Annotated in this window: 17 protein-coding genes and 1 riboswitch; of the genes, 6 read left to right on the top strand and 11 right to left on the bottom strand. The window is 57.8% G+C overall.

Features of this window, described 5'->3' with window-relative positions:
- Positions 1-3: 3 nt before the first annotated feature.
- The 6 genes from ureC to plsY all read right to left on the bottom strand — a co-directional run bounded on the left by ureC (position 4) and on the right by plsY (position 5,567).
- Entirely contained in the window at positions 4-1,707 is a 1,704-nt protein-coding gene (gene ureC / locus G6Q29_RS17815; RefSeq protein WP_165466823.1) for an urease subunit alpha, read from the bottom strand.
- On the bottom strand, positions 1,700-2,014 hold the full coding sequence (locus G6Q29_RS17820; RefSeq protein WP_165466824.1) for an urease subunit beta: 315 nt from the start codon (positions 2,012-2,014) through the stop codon (positions 1,700-1,702). The genes ureC and G6Q29_RS17820 overlap by 8 nt, the downstream gene beginning before the upstream one ends.
- 10 nt (positions 2,015-2,024) lie before the next feature.
- Entirely contained in the window at positions 2,025-2,327 is a 303-nt protein-coding gene (locus G6Q29_RS17825; RefSeq protein WP_003862556.1) for an urease subunit gamma, read from the bottom strand.
- Between the two features lie 10 nt (positions 2,328-2,337).
- Complete coding sequence (locus G6Q29_RS17830; protein ID WP_165466825.1) at positions 2,338-3,165, bottom strand: urease accessory protein UreD; 828 nt, start codon at positions 3,163-3,165, stop codon at positions 2,338-2,340.
- 228 nt (positions 3,166-3,393) lie between these two features.
- On the bottom strand, positions 3,394-4,860 hold the full coding sequence (locus tag G6Q29_RS17835; protein WP_165466826.1) for an MFS transporter: 1,467 nt from the start codon (positions 4,858-4,860) through the stop codon (positions 3,394-3,396).
- A gap of 92 nt (positions 4,861-4,952) precedes the next feature.
- Positions 4,953-5,567 carry a glycerol-3-phosphate 1-O-acyltransferase PlsY gene (gene plsY / locus G6Q29_RS17840; RefSeq protein ID WP_165466827.1) on the bottom strand — a complete coding sequence of 205 codons (615 nt, stop codon included), beginning with the start codon at positions 5,565-5,567 and terminating at the stop codon, positions 4,953-4,955.
- A gap of 107 nt (positions 5,568-5,674) precedes the next feature.
- On the opposite strand from plsY, the gene folB reads away from it, so the two are divergent.
- Positions 5,675-6,043, top strand: a complete 369-nt coding sequence (gene folB, locus G6Q29_RS17845) for a bifunctional dihydroneopterin aldolase/7,8-dihydroneopterin epimerase (RefSeq protein WP_165466828.1) — start codon at positions 5,675-5,677, stop codon at positions 6,041-6,043.
- 106 nt (positions 6,044-6,149) lie between these two features.
- Positions 6,150-6,971, top strand: a complete 822-nt coding sequence (bacA, locus tag G6Q29_RS17850) for an undecaprenyl-diphosphate phosphatase (protein WP_003862545.1) — start codon at positions 6,150-6,152, stop codon at positions 6,969-6,971.
- Between the two features lie 13 nt (positions 6,972-6,984).
- On the opposite strand, the gene G6Q29_RS17855 is transcribed toward bacA, so the two are convergent.
- Both G6Q29_RS17855 and G6Q29_RS17860 read right to left on the bottom strand, forming a co-directional pair.
- On the bottom strand, positions 6,985-8,226 hold the full coding sequence (locus G6Q29_RS17855; protein WP_165466829.1) for a multifunctional CCA addition/repair protein: 1,242 nt from the start codon (positions 8,224-8,226) through the stop codon (positions 6,985-6,987).
- A 60-nt stretch (positions 8,227-8,286) separates the two neighbouring features.
- On the bottom strand, positions 8,287-8,907 hold the full coding sequence (locus G6Q29_RS17860; protein ID WP_001303390.1) for a TIGR04211 family SH3 domain-containing protein: 621 nt from the start codon (positions 8,905-8,907) through the stop codon (positions 8,287-8,289).
- 237 nt (positions 8,908-9,144) lie between these two features.
- On the opposite strand from G6Q29_RS17860, the gene G6Q29_RS17865 reads away from it, so the two are divergent.
- The 3 genes from G6Q29_RS17865 to hldE are packed head-to-tail and all read left to right on the top strand — an operon-like array spanning position 9,145 to position 14,794.
- A complete protein-coding gene (locus tag G6Q29_RS17865) occupies positions 9,145-10,446 on the top strand; it encodes an inorganic triphosphatase (protein ID WP_165466830.1) in 1,302 nt (433 codons plus the stop codon).
- A gap of 21 nt (positions 10,447-10,467) precedes the next feature.
- Positions 10,468-13,323, top strand: coding sequence for a bifunctional [glutamate--ammonia ligase]-adenylyl-L-tyrosine phosphorylase/[glutamate--ammonia-ligase] adenylyltransferase (glnE, locus tag G6Q29_RS17870; protein ID WP_165466831.1), 2,856 nt, complete (start codon positions 10,468-10,470; stop codon positions 13,321-13,323).
- A gap of 40 nt (positions 13,324-13,363) precedes the next feature.
- Positions 13,364-14,794: a bifunctional D-glycero-beta-D-manno-heptose-7-phosphate kinase/D-glycero-beta-D-manno-heptose 1-phosphate adenylyltransferase HldE gene (gene hldE / locus G6Q29_RS17875; protein ID WP_165466832.1), complete on the top strand. Its 1,431-nt coding sequence runs from the start codon at positions 13,364-13,366 to the stop codon at positions 14,792-14,794.
- 95 nt (positions 14,795-14,889) lie between these two features.
- Here the strand turns inward: hldE and ubiK are convergent, their stop codons facing one another.
- Positions 14,890-15,186 carry a ubiquinone biosynthesis accessory factor UbiK gene (gene ubiK, locus G6Q29_RS17880; RefSeq protein ID WP_003862539.1) on the bottom strand — a complete coding sequence of 99 codons (297 nt, stop codon included), beginning with the start codon at positions 15,184-15,186 and terminating at the stop codon, positions 14,890-14,892.
- 120 nt (positions 15,187-15,306) lie between these two features.
- Positions 15,307-15,457, top strand: a riboswitch (FMN riboswitch).
- A 105-nt stretch (positions 15,458-15,562) separates the two neighbouring features.
- On the opposite strand from ubiK, the gene ribB reads away from it, so the two are divergent.
- Positions 15,563-16,216, top strand: coding sequence for a 3,4-dihydroxy-2-butanone-4-phosphate synthase (gene ribB / locus G6Q29_RS17885; protein WP_165466833.1), 654 nt, complete (start codon positions 15,563-15,565; stop codon positions 16,214-16,216).
- Positions 16,217-16,260: 44 nt separating this feature from the next.
- On the opposite strand, the gene G6Q29_RS17890 is transcribed toward ribB, so the two are convergent.
- A complete protein-coding gene (locus G6Q29_RS17890) occupies positions 16,261-17,322 on the bottom strand; it encodes a fimbrial protein (RefSeq protein ID WP_165466834.1) in 1,062 nt (353 codons plus the stop codon).
- Positions 17,306-18,067 carry a fimbrial biogenesis chaperone gene (locus G6Q29_RS17895; protein WP_165466835.1) on the bottom strand — a complete coding sequence of 254 codons (762 nt, stop codon included), beginning with the start codon at positions 18,065-18,067 and terminating at the stop codon, positions 17,306-17,308. Before G6Q29_RS17895 ends, G6Q29_RS17890 begins: the two co-directional genes overlap by 17 nt.
- Positions 18,068-18,076 lie beyond the last annotated feature (9 nt).

Raw genomic sequence — 18,076 nt, forward strand, 5'->3', positions numbered from 1 at the left:
TCCTCAAAACAGGAAATAGCGTTGCGCCATCGGTAGAACGTCGGCCGGTTCGCTGGTTATCAGTTCGCCGTCGACGCGTACCTCATAGGTTTGCGAGTCAACGGTGATATTCGGCTGTAAATCGTTGTGGATCATGTCGGCCTTTTTCACCGTCCGGCAGCCTTTCACCACCGCGGTGGCGCTTTGCAGATTGAGCTGCTGCTGGACGCCGTTCTCGCTGGCGGCCTGGGAAACAAACGTCAGTCGCGTGGCGTGGCGTGCGGCGCCAAGAGCACCAAACATCGGGCGGTAATGTACCGGCTGCGGCGTGGGGATCGAGGCGTTGATATCGCCCATCGGCGCGCAGGCGATCATCCCGCCTTTGACGATGGTGGCCGGCTTGACGCCAAAGAAAGCGGGGGACCAGACCACCAGATCCGCCAGCTTGCCCGCCTCAATAGAACCGACCTCATGGGCGATGCCGTGGGTAAGAGCCGGATTAATGGTGTATTTGGCGATATAGCGCTTCACACGGAAATTATCGTTATCGCCGGTCTCTTCCGGCAGTGCGCCGCGCTGCACCTTCATGCGGTGCGCCACTTGCCAGGTGCGGATAATCACTTCCCCCACGCGGCCCATGGCCTGTGAATCCGACGAGGTGAGCGAGAATGCGCCGATATCGTGCAGCACGTCTTCGGCGGCGATGGTCTCCCGGCGAATGCGGGATTCGGCAAACGCCACGTCCTCGGCGATATCGGGGTCCAGATGATGACAGACCATCAGCATGTCCAGGTGCTCGTCGATGGTGTTGACCGTGTAGGGCAACGTCGGGTTGGTGGAGGAAGGCAGAATATTCGGGTGGGCGCAGGCGGTGATGATATCCGGCGCATGGCCGCCGCCCGCGCCTTCCGTGTGGAAGGTGTGGATAGTGCGTCCGCCGATGGCGGCCAGCGTGTCTTCGACAAAACCGGACTCGTTCAGCGTGTCGCTGTGCAGCGCCACCTGAATATCCATCTCTTCAGCGACCTCCAGCGAGCAGTTGATCGCCGCAGGCGTTGCGCCCCAGTCCTCGTGGATCTTAAGCCCGATGGCACCTGCCGCGATCTGCTCGCGCAGCGCGTCCGGGTTTGAGCCGTTCCCTTTACCCAGCAGGCCAATATTCACCGGCAGCGTATCGGCGGCCTGCAACATGCGGGCGATATACCACGGCCCCGGCGTGCAGGTGGTGGCGTTTGTACCTGCCGCGGGCCCGGTGCCGCCGCCGATCATGGTGGTGATGCCGGACACCAGCGCCTCTTCCGCCTGCTGCGGACAGATCCAGTGGATGTGGGTGTCGATCCCGCCTGCGGTGACGATCTTCCCTTCGGCGGCGATGACCTCCGTTGCCGCGCCAACCGGGATCGTCACGCCGGGCTGAATGTCCGGGTTTCCGGCTTTACCGACGGCGAAGATCCGCCCATCTTTTACGCCGATATCGGCTTTCACGATCCCCCAGTGATCGACGATCAGCGCGTTGGTGAGCACCAGATCCACGCAGTCGTCGGCGGTCATCTGCCCTTGTCCCATGCCGTCGCGGATCACTTTTCCGCCGCCGAATTTGACCTCTTCGCCGTAGATCGTGAGATCGTCTTCCACTTCGATCCACAGCTCGCTGTCGGCCAGCCGCACTTTATCCCCGGTAGTGGGGCCGTACATATCGGCATACGCCTGGCGTGAAATCTCAGCCATGTTTCACCTCGCCCATGACCTCGCCGCGAAAACCGAAAATGCGCTGCGCGCCTGTCACCTGCACCAGCGTCACTTCCCGCTTCTGGCCGGGCTCGAAGCGCACGGCAGTGCCTGCCGGTATATTCAGCCGGTAGCCTTTAGCATTTTCCCGCTCGAACTTCAGCGCCGGATTGACCTCGTAAAAGTGGTAGTGCGATCCCACCTGGATCGGCCTGTCACCGTGGTTTTCCACGATCACACTTCGGGTTTCGCGCCCGACGTTGAGAGCAATGTTGCCGGACTGGATCCGGTATTCACCTGGGATCATCACGCGCTCCTTACACGATCGGGTTGTGGACGGTGACGAGCTTGGATCCGTCCGGAAAGGTGGCTTCCACCTGTATATCCGGGATCATCTCCGGCACGCCCTCCATCACCTGGTCGCGCGTCAGGACGTGGCGGCCCGCCTCCATCAGCGAAGCGACGGTTTCGCCATCGCGTGCGCCTTCCATAATAAAGGCGCTGATCAGCGCGACCGATTCCGGGTAATTGAGCTTTACACCGCGCGCGAGGCGGCGTTCGGCAACCAGCGCGGCGGTAAATAGCAACAGCTTGTCTTTTTCTCTGGGTGTCAGTTCCATAGCGTTTCTCTTATGTCTGCCAGATACGCGGCGAACAGGCGGTTTTGGTGGTGAGACGCGGGCGAAGCGACTGCCAGATATCGCGCATCACCCGCTGGCAAATCAGGTTGTCGTGAGAGAGAAAACGCACCGACAGCAGATCGTCGGTGAGTGTTGCCCCGGCATAATTTTCCAGCGGGGCGAGCAGCTCGCGCACCGCGTCGAGATGTTCATTAGCGGCCGGATAGAACAGCAGGGTGCCGATCCACGGTTTCCCGGCGACGGACGTAAGGTCACCATTGCTAAGTTGCAGCCGCTCAATCAGGCGCGGTTCGTCATCTACCCAAAGCTCAAGGCGGCTCTCCAGCGTGCCGTGGCTGAAGGTTTCGTTTATCACCGGACGGCCCAGGCAGTACAGCTCCCACGCCAGCAGCGTGCTGGTGGTCTTCAGGTGGAAAACGGAACGCAGCGCGGCATTCGCGCCGGGAAAGATAATGGTGTCCTGCGGCAGCCACTCCAGCGTAGCGTCTTCCTCAAGATAAAAATGCTGGCTCAGACTGGCTGGCGGGCCGCTGCTGCGATAGAACTTACTGGCGCCAGGCATGGTGATAAGTGCGTGGCTTTTGGCGTCGAGCCGCACGGAAATGTCCAGCGTATCACCGCCCACGATCCCGCCTGGCGGGTGCAGCAGGTAAAGATGGCAGGTTTCCCCTTCGGGATAAAACGGACGCTGAACGGTGAGCGGTCCGATGTGACGCGCGGCATGGAGGCGGGTTTTCTCTGGGGTATGACAAAACTGGAGGGCAAGCGTGGCCTGCCAGCCTTTGTATGAATTATCAGTGACCTGAGTTGCTAACATCGTGCTTCCATTTCCACACTATCGGGATACGTTTCAGTATGCCCTGGCGGAAATGAAGGCTGTCATATGAGTCGCTTATGGATAAAAAAACCGGCTCATGTGAGCCGGTTTCAGACCGTTGATAAAGTGCATTTTGTCAGTTTCGCCCGGCGGCGCTACGCTTGCACGGGCCTGCAAGAGAAAACGCAATGCAGGCCGGGTAAGCGCAGCAGCACCCGACAAGGAAGGCTAGCGATAATCCTCTGCATCCACATCATACCCCGAGGGCTCCCAGCGGATCGCCAGCAGCGACGCCAGACCGATAAACGGCGCCAGCGCAATCACCCAGAACACGGCGGTATCCAGCGAGGCGACCAGCAGCGGGAACAGAAACAGTGACAGCGTTGAACTGCTGCGCATCAGCGTCTGGTTAAGCCCCACGCCCACTCCGCGCAGCGAGGTCGGGTAGCTCAGGGAGGCAAACGTCATGGTATGCGCGCCGGGTCCAAAACCCTGGCCAAACAGAAACAGCGCCAGCATCGCGACGGCCACCGCGCCTTCCGTGGACCCGTCTGGGCGGCCAATCAGCGCCAGGCCGAGCAGCGCTGCCAGCTGGCAGGCATACCCCGCCAGCGACATCCGCCACGCGCCGAAGCGCGGAACATAGCGCACCGCCAGCAGCCCGCCGACAAACGCGAACAGCAGATTAAGCGCCAGCGAGATCAGAATGGTTGTCAGCATCGATTGCACAAAGAAGCTGGAGATGATCACCGGCAGGCCAAAGGCAACGGCGTTATAGGCGAAGGAGGAAACAACCGACAGCAGCGTGGCAAGCGTGGTACGCCGCAGATAGATGCCGCGAAACAGGTTCAGGTAGTTCGACCATTTTGCCTTATTCACGACAGGCGCGGGCTGGTCGAGCGCTTCCTGCGGTACGTGGGCATTAATGTTGTAAGACTGCCGCAGGATGGATGCCGCCTCTTTCAGATTGCCCTGATTTGCCGCCCAGACCGGGGATTCGCTCATATAGCGGCTGCGGATGGCGATAATCACCAGCGCGGGCACCGCGCCAAAGCCAAGGATCAGACGCCAGAGCCAGTCGCTGTGGCTTTGCGGCAGCACGGCGTAGAAGAAGAGCACCAGAAGATAAGATATGCTGATGGCTGCATACCAGGTGGGGCACCACATCGCGACGCTGGAGGCTTTATTCCCTGGGCCTTTTAGCCGGGCGAACTCGCTGAGAAACGCCATCGCCACGGGAAGGTCGATCCCGACGCCAAGACCCATCACAAAGCGCGCGCCCGCCAGCACATATTCGTTCGGGGCCAGCGCACAGGCGATGGCGGCGACGACAAAGAACACCATATCAGCCATAAAAACGCGGTAGCGCCCGATTTTATCCGTGAGGTAACCACCGAGCAGCGCCCCGACTATCGCGCCAAAGGTAATGGCTGAAGCCACCATGCCGGTACCGGCAGGCGTCAGATTAAATTCGCGGGTGATGTCTTTGATGCCGAACGCCAGCGCGCCGAGATCGTAGGCGTCGAGAAAAATTCCCCCGAGTGCGATACCGACCACGATGCGCGCATTGGCCCGGCCCTGAGAACCGTCATTAACGAGACGTGAAACGTCCGATGCGCTGCGTACCCACTTGATGTCGCCATCCGGGGTGTTTCCTGCCATTGGAAGGGGAGTTGAATCTGTGATTTCTGCCATTTTCTTTTTATGTGGTTGTATTGTGTATCTAACAGTTACCACAGGCAGAAGGTGACAAAAATCACATTTGGTTATAAGGCATAACGAACGGTTTACTGGGCGTCTTTCTTTTTACGCTTAAGTTTTGCCCAGATCTTCGTTTCCTGACGACGCCACAGGCGCTGAATGTTGTCGTGATGGCGCAACAGGATCAGACACGAGAGCATCGACACCGGGAAGGTAAACTGCGGTTTAAACCACCAGACATAAAACGGGGCGATCAGCGCGCTGACGATGGCGCCCAGCGACGAATAACCGCTCAGCAGGATGGTCAGCAGCCAGGTGCCCGCCATCACGCCGGTGAGATCCCAGCCGATCGGCGCAATCGCGCCAAACGCGGTGGCAACGCCTTTACCGCCTTTAAAACCAAAGAAAACGGGCCAGATGTGGCCGACGCAGGCGGCGATGGCAATCAGCCCCAGCCAGAAGGGAGTGACGCCGAGCGCATACGCGCCCCAGACGGGAAGCATTCCTTTCAGAACATCAAAAATCAAAACCGCTACGGCTGCTCCCTTGCCGCCAATTCGTAGTACATTGGTCGCTCCCGGATTCCCGGAACCACTTTCACGCGGGTCAGGCAACCCGGCGATGCGGCAGACCAGAATGGCGCTGGAGATTGAGCCGCAAAGGTAGGCGAGGATAATCATTCCAGGCGCGATTGCACTCATAACGCTGTTCCGTTTTGAAAATGTATCTGTATTCTCAGCATCTGTGGATAATACGCATAATTCGCCGGAAGTGGTATCCGGTTTAGCCAAAAAGCAGGCAGGTCGTGATGGATATTGTATTTATAGAGCAACTTTCGGTAATCACCACAATTGGTGTTTACGACTGGGAACAGACCATCGAGCAGAAACTGGTGTTCGATATCGAAATGGGCTGGGATAACCGCAAGTCGGCAAAAAGCGATGATGTGAAGGACTGTCTGAGCTACGCCGACATCAGTGAAACGGTCATCGGCCATGTGGAAGGGCAACGTTTTGCGCTGGTAGAACGCGTGGCGGAAGAGGTGGCGGACCTGCTGCTGAGCAAGTTTAACTCTCCGTGGGTGCGCATCAAACTGAGCAAGCCGGGCGCGGTGGCGCGCGCCGCCAATGTGGGCGTGATTATCGAGCGTGGCACAAATCTGAAAGGAAAGATTTAACGTCATAATAGCTAAACCATTTTAGGTTATACCGGTCTTAAAACCGTATCTTTCACGGTTGTCCGTGTGGGCACCGTTTTTTATATCTTTTTTTAGGGGTTTATAGATGAGCGATATGCACTCGCTGCTGGTGGCGGCAATACTGGGTGTGGTCGAAGGATTGACGGAGTTTTTGCCGGTGTCCAGTACGGGCCATATGATTATCGTTGGCCATCTGTTGGGCTTTGAAGGCGATACCGCAAAGACGTTTGAGGTGGTGATTCAGCTGGGTTCTATTCTGGCGGTGGTCGTGATGTTCTGGCGTCGTCTGTTTGGACTGATCGGCATCCACTTCGGGCGTTTGCCGCAGCGTGAAGGAGAGGGCAAAGGGCGCCTGACGCTGATTCATATTCTGCTCGGGATGATCCCGGCGGTGGTGCTGGGGCTGGTATTCCACGACACCATTAAATCGCTCTTTAACCCGATTAACGTGATGTACGCGCTGGTCGTCGGCGGCTTCCTGCTGATTGCCGCCGAAGTGCTGAAGCCAAAAACCCCGCGTGCGGAAGGTCTGGACGATATGACGTATCGCCAGGCGTTTATGATTGGCTGCTTCCAGTGTCTGGCGCTGTGGCCGGGCTTCTCCCGTTCAGGGGCAACCATTTCCGGCGGGATGCTGATGGGCGTGAGCCGTTACGCGGCGTCTGAGTTCTCGTTCCTGCTGGCGGTGCCGATGATGATGGGCGCCACCGCGCTGGATCTCTACAAAAGCATCGGCTTCCTGACCGTGGGTGACATTCCGATGTTCGCCGTGGGCTTTATCACCGCCTTTATTGTGGCGCTGATCGCCATCAAAACCTTCCTGCAACTGATTAAGCGTATTTCGTTTATTCCGTTCGCAATCTACCGCTTTATCGTCGCGGCTGCCGTGTACGTGGTCTTCTTCTGATGACCGACCGCCCTCAGTCTTTCGGCTGAGGGCAACGTTTTTCCTTCCACGCGGCAACCGCATCAATCCGCCGCTTCGTCAGCTCTTCGCGGATCGCCGGGCCTTTAAACCCTGCCTCCACCACCTCTTTCGTAGGCACCGCTTTCGCCACGTCCCACGCCTCGCGCAGCAAACGACCCTGCGGATAATCGGACGCTTCAAACCCGGTGCGGCCGCGCACGTCGGCTTCGCTGGTAAGCGCAATTTGCTCCACGCGCTGCGGCTTGCGCCAGGCGTCGATGTTATCGAACAGCCTGACGATGGTGGCGGGTTTCAGGATCGGGAAGGTGTGGATCAGGTCATGGAACTCGGCCACCAGTTTTGCCAGATCGCGAATGTCATTCGGCACGCGCAGACGCAGGCAAAGCCCTTCAACCAGCTTCACGCCAGCCGGACCGTGCCCGTGGTGGCGTGGCCACATTTCCTTTGGCGTTAACCCTTTGCCGAGGTCATGGCAGAGGGTGGAAAAGCGCACGTCAACCTCAGGACTGAGCATGGCGGCCATGCTCAGCGTCATCAGGGTGTGAATGCCGGTATCAATTTCCGGATGCCATTTCGCCGGCGCGGGTACGCCAAACAGCGCATCTATTTCCGGGAACAGCACCTTCAGCGCCCCGCAGTCGCGCAGAACCTGGAAAAAGACCTGAGGATTGCGTGTGGTCAGGGCGTTTTCGGTCTCTTTCCAGACGCGTTCTGGCGTCAGGTGTTCCAGCTCACCGGCTTCGGTCATGGCCGTCATCAGCGCCATCGTCTCGTCGGCGATACGGAAGCTGAGATGGGCATAACGGGCGGCAAAACGCGCCACGCGCAGCACGCGAAGCGGATCTTCAGAAAAGGCGGGGGAAATATGGCGTAAAAGTCGGTCGCGCAGATCGTTCTGGCCGCCGTAGGCGTCGATAATATGGCCGTTTTCGTCCTGCGCCAGGGCGTTAATGGTGAGATCGCGGCGCAGCAAATCCTGCTCCAGCGTCACATCCGGTGCGGCATAGCAGGTGAAGCCGGTGTAACCGGAACCCGATTTCCGTTCGGTACGCGCCAGGGCGTACTCTTCGCGGCTTTTCGGATGGAGGAACACGGGAAAATCGCGGCCTACCTGCTGGTAGCCCGCGTCAATCATCGCTTCGGGCGTGGCACCGACCACGACCCAGTCTTTATCTTTGACCGGCAGACCTAATAACGCATCACGTACCGCACCACCGACCAGATAACTCTTCACGCCAACACTCCCGTTTTCTCTTTTCGCAAGATGATACGTAAGTGTGGCAGAGAAGACGAGTTAGTTCATCCAGCGGTCTTTACGTTTACGGCTTGGGATAAGGTGAGGAAGCACCAGACCCAGCACCAGACCTACGCCCAGCACACCGCCGCCATACATAAACCACTGCATGATGATGGTGCGTTGTTTGTCATCCAGCTGAAGATTAGCGGCGTTTACTTTTTTCTGCGCGACGATCAGCTCGTTTTTCAGCTTCTGGTTTTCATCTTTCAGACCGGCGATCACGCTGTCGCTTTGCGCCACTTTCTGCTGCATCTCTGCGGTGCGCTGGTTCCAGGTACCGTCAATGTTGTTCAGCTTATCGGTCAGGGTTTTTACCTGATTTTCCAGATCCGGCACGCGAGTGCGCAGGCTCGGCACTGTGCTCAGCTCTTTCAGCGGGATCCACGAGGTGCGGCCAGAGCTGTCACGAACCTGGCCGTAATTGGTGTCTGCGTTAGTTTGCAGCAGCGTGACTTCCTCGCCGGCATTTACCGTACCCACGAGGCGATAATTGTCTCCAGGGCCACTGCGTACCCAGGTGTTCAGTTCATCAGAAACGTAACGTTTCTCTTCGGCGTGGACCGCAGTTGCAGCGCTAAAAGCGAGTAAAGTAAGTCCAATCAGGCGTAATTTAAGCATATCAGTCGTTATTTTCATAAAAAGTGGAACGATAGTAGTGGCATCAGTGTCGCTACGCAAAGGATTCATCATCAATCGGAATCATCTGTGTCATGATTTCCACCGCTTTAAACTTTTACGCCCGTCAAATTGCTCATTGCGTGGCAATTTGGCGCAAAATACTATGTACTGACAAACAAATGGCGAGGAAGTTCGCCTTCATCGACGCGTCTGTGACGCACGCAAAAGTACAAGGCTATGGCACAAGAGATCGAATTAAAGTTTATCGTCGAAAAAGATAGCGCTGACGCGCTCCGCCAGCATCTGAATACGCTGTCCGGCGAGCACCATGAACCCGTACAGCTGCTCAACATCTATTACGAAACGCCGGACAACTGGCTGCGCCACCACGATATGGGCCTGCGCATCCGGGGTGCGAACGGGCGCTACGAGATGACGATGAAAATCGCCGGTCGCGTGGTGGGCGGTTTGCATCAGCGTCCGGAATACAATATCGACATCAGTAAGCCAGAACTTGAGCTGGATCGTTTTCCGGCGGAAGTGTGGCCGGAAGGGACGCTGCCCGCAACGCTGTCGGCAGAGGCGCAACCGCTGTTCAGCACCGATTTCTGGCGTGAGAAATGGCTGGTGACGGAAGGCAAGAGCCGCATTGAGATCGCGTTCGATAGGGGTGAAATTAAGGCGGGTGAAGAGCAGGAGCCGATCTGCGAGCTGGAGCTTGAACTGCTGGAAGGCGAGGCGAGCGACGTGCTGAAGCTGGCGCGTAAGTTGGTGAACCAGCCAGGCCTGCGTCAGGGCAGCCTGAGCAAAGCGGCGCGCGGCTATCACCTGGCCGCCGGGAATGCGCCGCGCGTGCTGCGAGAAACCCCGATTCTGCGCGTTGTGCCGAAAGCCTCCGTTGAGCAGGGTATGGAGGCGGCGCTGGAGCTGGCGCTTTCTCAGTGGCAGTACCATGAAGAGCTGTGGGCGCGTAACGTGAAAAACGCCAAAAAACAGGTGCTTGCTGCCATGGGGCTGGTGCGTCATACCCTGGCGCTGTTCGGCGGTATTGTACCGCGCAAAGCCAGCGCTCACTTACGTGATCTGCTCACTCAAACCGAAACGCTGATGCTTTCCGACGTGTCGGCACAAACGGCAATCTACAGCCCGCAAAACGCCAGCGCGAAACTGGCGCTGACCGAATTTCTTGTGACGCATGGCTGGCGCACTTTCCTGGATACGAAAGGGCAGACCAAAATCGCGGAGAACTTCAAACGCTTCGCGGATATCCATCTTTCCCGTCACGCCGCCGAGCTGAGAACCACCTTCGCCCATCCGCTGGGCGACCAGTATGGCGACCAGCTTCCCCGTCTGGCGCGTAATATCGACAGCATGTTGCTGCTGTCCGGTGCGTATGAGGGCGTAAAGGCTCAGGCCTGGCTGGAGAACTGGCAGGGGCTTAAGCATGCCATCGAGACCCGTCAGAAGATTGAGATCGAGCATTTCCGCAACGAGGCCATTTCGCAGGATCCGTACTGGCTGCACAGCGGAAAACGTTAATTCTGGCAAGGAACCCCTGATATGCCGCTTTCTTCGCAGTTACAGCAGCACTGGCAGACCGTTTGCGGACGCCTGCCCGAGTCGTTACCCGCGTCATCGTTAAGCGAGCAGGCGAAAAGCGTGCTCGCGTTCAGTGATTTTGTGCAGGAGAGCGTCAGCGTCAACCCGGACTGGCTGGCAGGGCTGGAAAGCGCGCCGCCGCAGGCTGACGAGTGGCGGCATTATGCTGGCTGGCTGCAAACCGCGCTGGCAGAGGTGGCAGATGAAGCCACGCTGATGCGCGTTCTGCGTCAGTTCCGCCGCCGGGTGATGGTACGCATTGCCTGGGCGCAGGCGCTTGAACTGGTCAGCGAAGAGAGCACCTTGCAGCAGCTGAGCGAGCTGGCGCAGACGCTGATTATCGCCGCGCGGGACTGGCTCTACGCCGCCTGCTGTAAGGAGTGGGGCACGCCGTGCAGCGAAGAAGGGGTTCCGCAACCGCTGTTGATTCTGGGGATGGGCAAGCTGGGCGGCTGCGAGCTCAATTTCTCCTCAGACATCGACCTGATTTTTGCCTGGCCGGAGAACGGCTCCACGCGCGGTGGTCGTCGCGAGCTGGACAATGCCCAGTTCTTTACTCGCCTGGGGCAGCGGCTGATTAAGGCGCTGGATCAGCCCACGCAGGATGGTTTTGTCTACCGCGTGGACATGCGGCTGCGTCCATTTGGCGACAGCGGGCCACTGGTGCTGAGCTTTGCCGCGCTGGAAGATTATTACCAGGAGCAGGGGCGCGACTGGGAGCGTTACGCGATGGTCAAAGCGCGGATCATGGGCGACAGCGACGATGCCTACGCCAACGAGCTGCGCGCCATGCTGCGCCCGTTCGTTTTCCGCCGCTACATCGACTTCAGCGTGATCCAGTCCCTGCGAAATATGAAAGGGATGATTGCCCGCGAGGTGCGTCGACGTGGCCTGAAGGACAACATCAAGCTCGGCGCGGGCGGTATTCGTGAGATCGAATTTATCGTGCAGGTCTTCCAGCTGATACGCGGCGGGCGTGAACCTTCTCTGCAATCCCGCTCGCTGCTGCCGACGCTAAGCGCTATCGATCGGCTGCATCTGCTGCCGGAAGGCGACGCGCAAACGCTGCGTGACTCTTATCTCTTCCTGCGTCGTCTGGAAAATTTGCTGCAAAGTATCAACGACGAACAGACCCAGACGTTACCGGGCGATGAGCTGAACCGCGCGCGTCTGGCCTGGGGGATGCGGGTGGATGACTGGGCGGCGCTGACGCAACGGCTGGAAGCGCATATGGCGGGCGTGCGCCGCATCTTTAACGATCTGATCGGCGACGACGAAAGTGAATCTCAGGACGATGCGCTCTCCGAGCACTGGCGTGAACTGTGGCAGGACGCGCTCCAGGAAGATGACACCACGCCGGTGCTGGCGCACTTAAGCGACGACGCGCGCCATCGCGTGGTGGCGCTGATTGCCGATTTTCGCCTCGAACTGAACAAGCGCGCCATTGGCCCGCGCGGTCGGCAGGTGCTGGATCATCTGATGCCGCATCTGCTGAGCGACGTCTGCTCCCGCGACGATGCGCCGGTGCCGCTGTCGCGCATGATGCCGCTGCTGAGCGGGATCGTCACGCGTACCACTTACCTTGAACTGTTAAGCGAGTTTCCCGGCGCGCTGAAGCACCTGATTTCCCTCTGCGCCGCCTCGCCGATGGTGGCAAACAAGCTGGCGCGTTATCCGCTGCTGCTGGACGAACTGCTCGACCCGAATACGCTCTATCAGCCGACGGCGACGGACGCCTACCGCGACGAGCTGCGTCAGTATCTGCTGCGCGTACCGGAAGAGGACGAAGAGCAACAGCTTGAGGCGCTGCGTCAGTTTAAGCAGGCGCAGATGCTGCGCGTGGCGGCGGCTGATATCGCCGGTACGCTGCCTGTGATGAAAGTGAGCGATCACTTAACCTGGCTGGCGGAAGCGATCATCGACGCGGTTGTTCACCAGGCGTGGGTGCAGATGGTGGCCCGCTACGGGCAACCGAAGCACCTTACAGACCGCGAAGGCCGCGGCTTCGCGGTGGTGGGCTACGGCAAGCTTGGCGGCTGGGAGCTGGGCTACAGCTCCGATCTGGACTTAATCTTCCTGCACGACTGTCCGGTGGACGTGATGACCGACGGCGAGCGTGAAATCGACGGGCGTCAGTTCTATCTGCGCCTGGCCCAACGCATTATGCACCTGTTCAGCACCCGTACCTCATCCGGCATTCTGTATGAAGTAGATGCGCGCCTGCGCCCGTCCGGCGCGGCAGGCATGCTGGTTACCTCGACGGAGGCTTTTGCCGACTATCAGAAGAACGAAGCCTGGACGTGGGAGCATCAGGCGCTGGTGCGCGCCCGCGTGGTGTACGGCGATCCGCAGCTCAAAACGCAGTTCGATGCGATTCGCAGGGCGGTCATGACCACGCCGCGCGAGGGCAGTACGTTGCAGACCGAGGTGCGCGAGATGCGCGAGAAAATGCGCGCGCATCTGGGCAATAAGCATCGCGATCGCTTTGATATCAAAGCCGACGAGGGCGGTATTACCGATATTGAATTTATCACTCAGTATCTGGTGCTGCTGCACGCGCACGACAAGCCGAAGCTGACGCGGTGGTCGGATAACGTGCGCATTCTGGAACTTCTGGCGCAAAACGACATTATGGACGAGCAGGAGGCGCAGGCCTTAACCCGCGCCTACACCACGCTGCGCGATGAACTTCATCATCTGGCATTGCAGGAACAGCCGGGGCATGTGGCGCTGGACTGTTTTGCCGCAGAGCGCGCCCGGGTGACGGCCAGCTGGCAGAAATGGCTGGTGGAGCCGTGCGTAACAAATCAAGTGTGATATTATCGCGCGCAAATTGTGAATCTTTCTGGAGTCAGGAATGAAAGTAACACTGCCAGAGTTTGAACGTGCTGGAGTAATGGTTGTCGGGGATGTGATGCTGGATCGCTACTGGTATGGGCCGACCAGCCGTATCTCTCCGGAAGCGCCGGTACCTGTCGTTAAGGTCGACACCATTGAAGAGCGTCCAGGCGGCGCGGCAAACGTGGCGATGAACATAGCCTCGCTGGGTGCACATTCGCGTCTGGTAGGCCTGACCGGTATTGACGATGCGGCGCGTGCGCTAAGTCAGTCGCTGGCGGACGTGAACGTGAAGTGCGACTTCGTTTCAGTTCCGACACACCCAACCATTACTAAGCTGCGCGTGCTGTCGCGTAACCAGCAGCTGATCCGCCTCGACTTTGAGGAAGGGTTTGAAGGCGTTGATCCTGAGCCGCTGCACGAGCGTATTAGCCAGGCGCTGGGCAATATCGGCGCGCTGGTGCTGTCTGATTACGCCAAAGGCGCGCTGGCGAGCGTGCAGACGATGATTCAACTGGCGCGAAAAGCTAACGTGCCGGTGCTGATTGACCCGAAAGGCACCGATTTTGAGCGCTATCGCGGCGCGACGCTGCTGACGCCAAACCTCTCTGAGTTTGAAGCGGTGGCGGGCAAGTGCAAAACCGAAGAAGAGCTGGTTGAGCGCGGCATGAAGATCATCGCTGATTTCGAGCTGTCTGCGCTGCTGGTGACCCGTTCCGAACAGGGCATGACGCTGCTGCAACCGGGCAAGGCGCCGCTGCATATGCCAACCCAGGCGCAGGAAGTCTACGACGTGACCGGGGCCGGTGATACGGTGATCGGCGTGCTGGCGGCGACGCTGGCGGCGGGTAACTCCCTGGAAGAAGCATGCTACTTCGCGAATGCCGCGGCGGGCGTGGTCGTTGGTAAACTCGGCACCTCCACCGTTTCGCCAATCGAGCTGGAAAACGCGGTGCGTGGGCGCGCGGAAACAGGCTTTGGCGTCATGACCGAAGACGAGCTGAAAGTGGCCGTTGCTGCCGCGCGCAAACGCGGTGAAAAAGTGGTGATGACGAACGGCGTGTTCGATATCCTGCACGCGGGCCACGTGTCGTATCTGGCGAACGCGCGCAAGCTGGGCGATCGCCTGATTGTGGCGGTCAACAGCGATGCCTCAACCAAACGTCTGAAAGGCGAAACCCGCCCGGTGAACCCGCTGGAGCAGCGCATGATCGTGCTCAGCGCGCTGGAAGCGGTGGACTGGGTGGTCTCATTTGAAGAAGACACCCCGCAGCGCCTGATTGCTGGCATTCTGCCGGACCTGCTGGTCAAAGGTGGAGATTACAAGCCGGAACAAATCGCGGGCAGCGAAGAGGTTTGGGCTAACGGTGGCGAAGTGATGGTGCTCAACTTTGAAGACGGGTGTTCAACCACCAACATCATTAAGAAGATCCAGAAAGACAGTCAGTAGCCTGTGCGGGCTGACGCCCTCACCCCAACCCTCTCCCACGGGGAGAGGGGGCAAACACAAAAAACGGCAACCAAAGTTGCCGTTTTGCATTTCCCTTACGCCTGGTCATCCACCGGTGGAATAGCTGGCGCTGGCTTCACTTCTTCCGGCGCATTGCGGTTTTCCAGCTCGGTCAAACGCTGTTCCAGCAGCGCCAGCTTCTCGCGGGTGCGCAGCAGAACCTGCGTCTGCACGTCAAACTCTTCGCGGCTGACCAAATCAAGGCGAACCAACTGTGCCTGCAACGTCTGGCGAATTTTCTTCTCAACGTCATCACCAAATTCACGAATGCCCTTCGGCATGGACTCATGAACCTGACGCGCGATCTGCTCAATTTTCTTTGGGTCAATCATTGTCGTTTCCCTTGATGAAAAGGTGTTAGTGCCTATTGTAGCGCGTCATGTCGTGGGTTAAACAAAATTGTTTGAAGCTTATGCATTGCCCAGGGTAATCAATAGCGTTATAGTTATCTCGCTTATTCTCAGGGCGGGGCGAAATTCCCCACCGGCGGTAAATCAGCATAACGCTGAAAGCCCGCGAGCGCTTTGGGTTAATTCTCAAAGGTCAGCAGATCCGGTGTAATTCCGGGGCCGACGGTTAGAGTCCGGATGGGAGAGAGTAACGATCCAGTCGGGCAAGGCCCGCTCACGTTATCTTTTTGCCGCTTGTTCGGCGCTCCTAAGACTGCCCTGATTCTGGTAACCATAAAGTTAATGAGGTTTTTTTACCATGAATCAGACGCTACTTTCCTCTTTTGGCACTTCAACTCAACGTGTTGAACATGCACTGGATGCACTGCGCGAAGGCCGCGGTGTGATGGTGCTGGACGATGAAAACCGTGAAAATGAAGGCGACATGATTTTTGCCGCTGAGAACATGACCGTTGAGCAGATGGCGCTGACCATCCGTCACGGTAGCGGCATCGTATGCCTGTGCATCACCGAAGAACGCCGTCAGCAGCTTGATCTGCCGATGATGGTTGAAAACAACACCAGCGCTTTCGGGACCGGCTTCACCGTGACCATTGAAGCGGCGCATGGCGTGACAACAGGCGTTTCGGCGGCTGATCGCCTGACCACCGTACGTGCAGCGATTGCTGAGGGTGCGAAACCCTCCGATCTGCACCGTCCTGGCCACGTTTTCCCGCTGCGCGCGCAGCCGGGCGGCGTGCTGACCCGTGGTGGCCATACCGAAGCGACCATCGACCTGGTAACGCTGGCTGGCTTCAAGCCGGCAGGCGTACTGTGCGAACTGACCAACGATGATGGCACTATGGCGCGCGCGCCGGAGTGCATCACCTTTGCGCGTCTGCACAACATGCCGGTGGTGACGATAGAAGATCTGGTGGAGTATCGCCAGGCACACGAGCGCAAAGCCAGCTGAAATCGCTGATGCATAAAAGCCGGGGAATCCCGGTTTTTTTGTGTTTAGTGGTAGTTAATTTTGAACAATACGACTGTTTCGAACGGCCCGGATTGAATCGCTTTCCCTTCTTCCTGTGAAAGTTCAGCCGTGTAGTTTTGCTCGACGTTCAGCTTATCACCTGTGAAATCGGCGTATTCTTTATACTGGTTGAAGGTGTAAGGTTCTGTTCCGTTAAGAATACGCAGTTTTAAGCCATTCCCGATCAGCAACGCGGTGTCATCCGCGCTCAGTGTCTCAGCGGTGTAAAAAGACGAGTCCATCTTAAAGCCGTCGGAGCACTGGGCATCCTGCACTTTGGTCGTTCGTATCGAAAACGTGCGCATGCGCTTCTGCTGATTCACGATATCGCGTGCACTGAAGGTGCCAAAGTCAATCTCCTGGTTTTCCGGGAAAATGCTAAACGTAGCCCCGCAGTCCAGTACCGTAATGTTCTGTAACCCAGTGATGTGGTACTTGAGATTCTTCGCATCGGCCATCTGGTTCACACCGCCTTTACCGTCAAACTGGACAACAATGTAATCGCTCAGCGAGCTTACGTAGCCGTGAGGCGGCATCGCTTTGATTTTTACGAATAAGCGCAGTCGTGCAACAAAGGTGCGAGAGGTGTGTATCTCCTCCGGGTTACCGGAGCATATGAGGTTCTCCCAGCCCATCTGGTGTATTTGAGCAGGGGTATAAATCGTGATGTTTTTGTTGTCGAGGCACTGGCGTGTATCCACGCCGTTAGGCTGGCCCATGGCAACGTAGTCGATTCCTTCATAGGTTACCCCAAGTTCATAATAGGGATCGGTGGCAGAAGGATAGGGATTCACCCAGGCAAAAACGTCTTCCGGTTGAAAGCCGCTTGTGACGTTGTGATCGCATGTCACCGGGATTTTGATGTCATTCGATTCCCAAATCTTCTCGCCTGGCTGCGCATTGCTGGGGATAGCAAATGGCGATATCGTTTCGATTTTTTCGACGGGGCCACCAGCCCCCCCGAGGTAGCAGTCCAGCGCCAGCGCCTCTTTTAACGGCAGCATGGTGAGCAGTAATATCAACAGCAGATTAGTTATATTTCGCATCGTTTTCGATCTTCCGTTCGGTCAGCCTACACTGGGCGGTTCCCGCGCACTGCACGTCGAGCTTTTTCAGGGCGCCGTAATCGTCGATATAGCCGATGCTGTAATAATTCCCGTGGTAGTCACCGGTAGAAGTCGTTGCTGTGGCAAACGGCGCAAGCATCAGGCTGTCGAAGCCCGGCAGCATGGTCTTCGCATTCTTACTGAGCCAGGCCAGGGTGATGTAGTATGGCGTCGGGTTATGTATGGTCAGCCCGTTGGTATTGGCTGAAATTTCCATCCGCATCTCCACCTGCTCGCCAGACTTTTTGGTAATCGCTTTAGGCCGCCATAACAGCTTTATTCGGCTCTGCATCGCCACCTGCATTACGCTGCGCTCCTCGCTTGCGCTGACGCTTTTCGGCGGCACTTCACGAAGGTTGAAATAAAACAGTGATTCCCTGTCTTTCGGCAACTGGCGCGTAGCGGCCTGTTTAACAATTCTCACCTGGGTCGAGGAGCCCGCTTCAATGCGTTGTATGGGAGGAAGCGCCATAAAGTGCGTATCTTCTTTTTGCCCCTTTTCATTTTCAATCCAGGAGAGCGCCAGATAAGGCAGAGCCTTGCTCTGGTTGTCCAGTTTCAGGCTGGTGGCCTTGTCGCTTTCAGGAAAAACAATACGTGTGCGGTCCAGGTTAATGGCAGCATGGGTGGAAAATGCTGTGCTGATGAGCATCAGGCACAGGCTTTTAAGCGGCGTTAATTTCATGATGATTTC

This window comes from Enterobacter cloacae, from assembly GCF_011078175.1.
GTDB classification, from domain to species: domain Bacteria; phylum Pseudomonadota; class Gammaproteobacteria; order Enterobacterales; family Enterobacteriaceae; genus Enterobacter; species Enterobacter cloacae_Q.

Bases quoted from the DNA above. Each gene is read 5' to 3' on its own strand.
- hldE (WP_165466832.1), top strand. From the start codon at position 13,364: ATGAAAGTAACACTGCCAGAGTTTGAACGTGCTGGAGTAATGGTTGTC.
- G6Q29_RS17835 (WP_165466826.1), bottom strand. From the start codon at position 4,860: ATGGCAGAAATCACAGATTCAACTCCCCTTCCAATGGCAGGAAACACC.
- G6Q29_RS17820 (WP_165466824.1), bottom strand. From the start codon at position 2,014: ATGATCCCAGGTGAATACCGGATCCAGTCCGGCAACATTGCTCTCAAC.
- folB (WP_165466828.1), top strand. From the start codon at position 5,675: ATGGATATTGTATTTATAGAGCAACTTTCGGTAATCACCACAATTGGT.
- G6Q29_RS17830 (WP_165466825.1), bottom strand. From the start codon at position 3,165: ATGTTAGCAACTCAGGTCACTGATAATTCATACAAAGGCTGGCAGGCC.
- ureC (WP_165466823.1), bottom strand. From the start codon at position 1,707: ATGGCTGAGATTTCACGCCAGGCGTATGCCGATATGTACGGCCCCACT.
- G6Q29_RS17825 (WP_003862556.1), bottom strand. From the start codon at position 2,327: ATGGAACTGACACCCAGAGAAAAAGACAAGCTGTTGCTATTTACCGCC.
- plsY (WP_165466827.1), bottom strand. From the start codon at position 5,567: ATGAGTGCAATCGCGCCTGGAATGATTATCCTCGCCTACCTTTGCGGC.
- ribB (WP_165466833.1), top strand. From the start codon at position 15,563: ATGAATCAGACGCTACTTTCCTCTTTTGGCACTTCAACTCAACGTGTT.
- bacA (WP_003862545.1), top strand. From the start codon at position 6,150: ATGAGCGATATGCACTCGCTGCTGGTGGCGGCAATACTGGGTGTGGTC.
- ubiK (WP_003862539.1), bottom strand. From the start codon at position 15,186: ATGATTGACCCAAAGAAAATTGAGCAGATCGCGCGTCAGGTTCATGAG.
- G6Q29_RS17895 (WP_165466835.1), bottom strand. From the start codon at position 18,067: ATGAAATTAACGCCGCTTAAAAGCCTGTGCCTGATGCTCATCAGCACA.
- G6Q29_RS17865 (WP_165466830.1), top strand. From the start codon at position 9,145: ATGGCACAAGAGATCGAATTAAAGTTTATCGTCGAAAAAGATAGCGCT.
- G6Q29_RS17890 (WP_165466834.1), bottom strand. From the start codon at position 17,322: ATGCGAAATATAACTAATCTGCTGTTGATATTACTGCTCACCATGCTG.
- G6Q29_RS17860 (WP_001303390.1), bottom strand. From the start codon at position 8,907: ATGCTTAAATTACGCCTGATTGGACTTACTTTACTCGCTTTTAGCGCT.
- glnE (WP_165466831.1), top strand. From the start codon at position 10,468: ATGCCGCTTTCTTCGCAGTTACAGCAGCACTGGCAGACCGTTTGCGGA.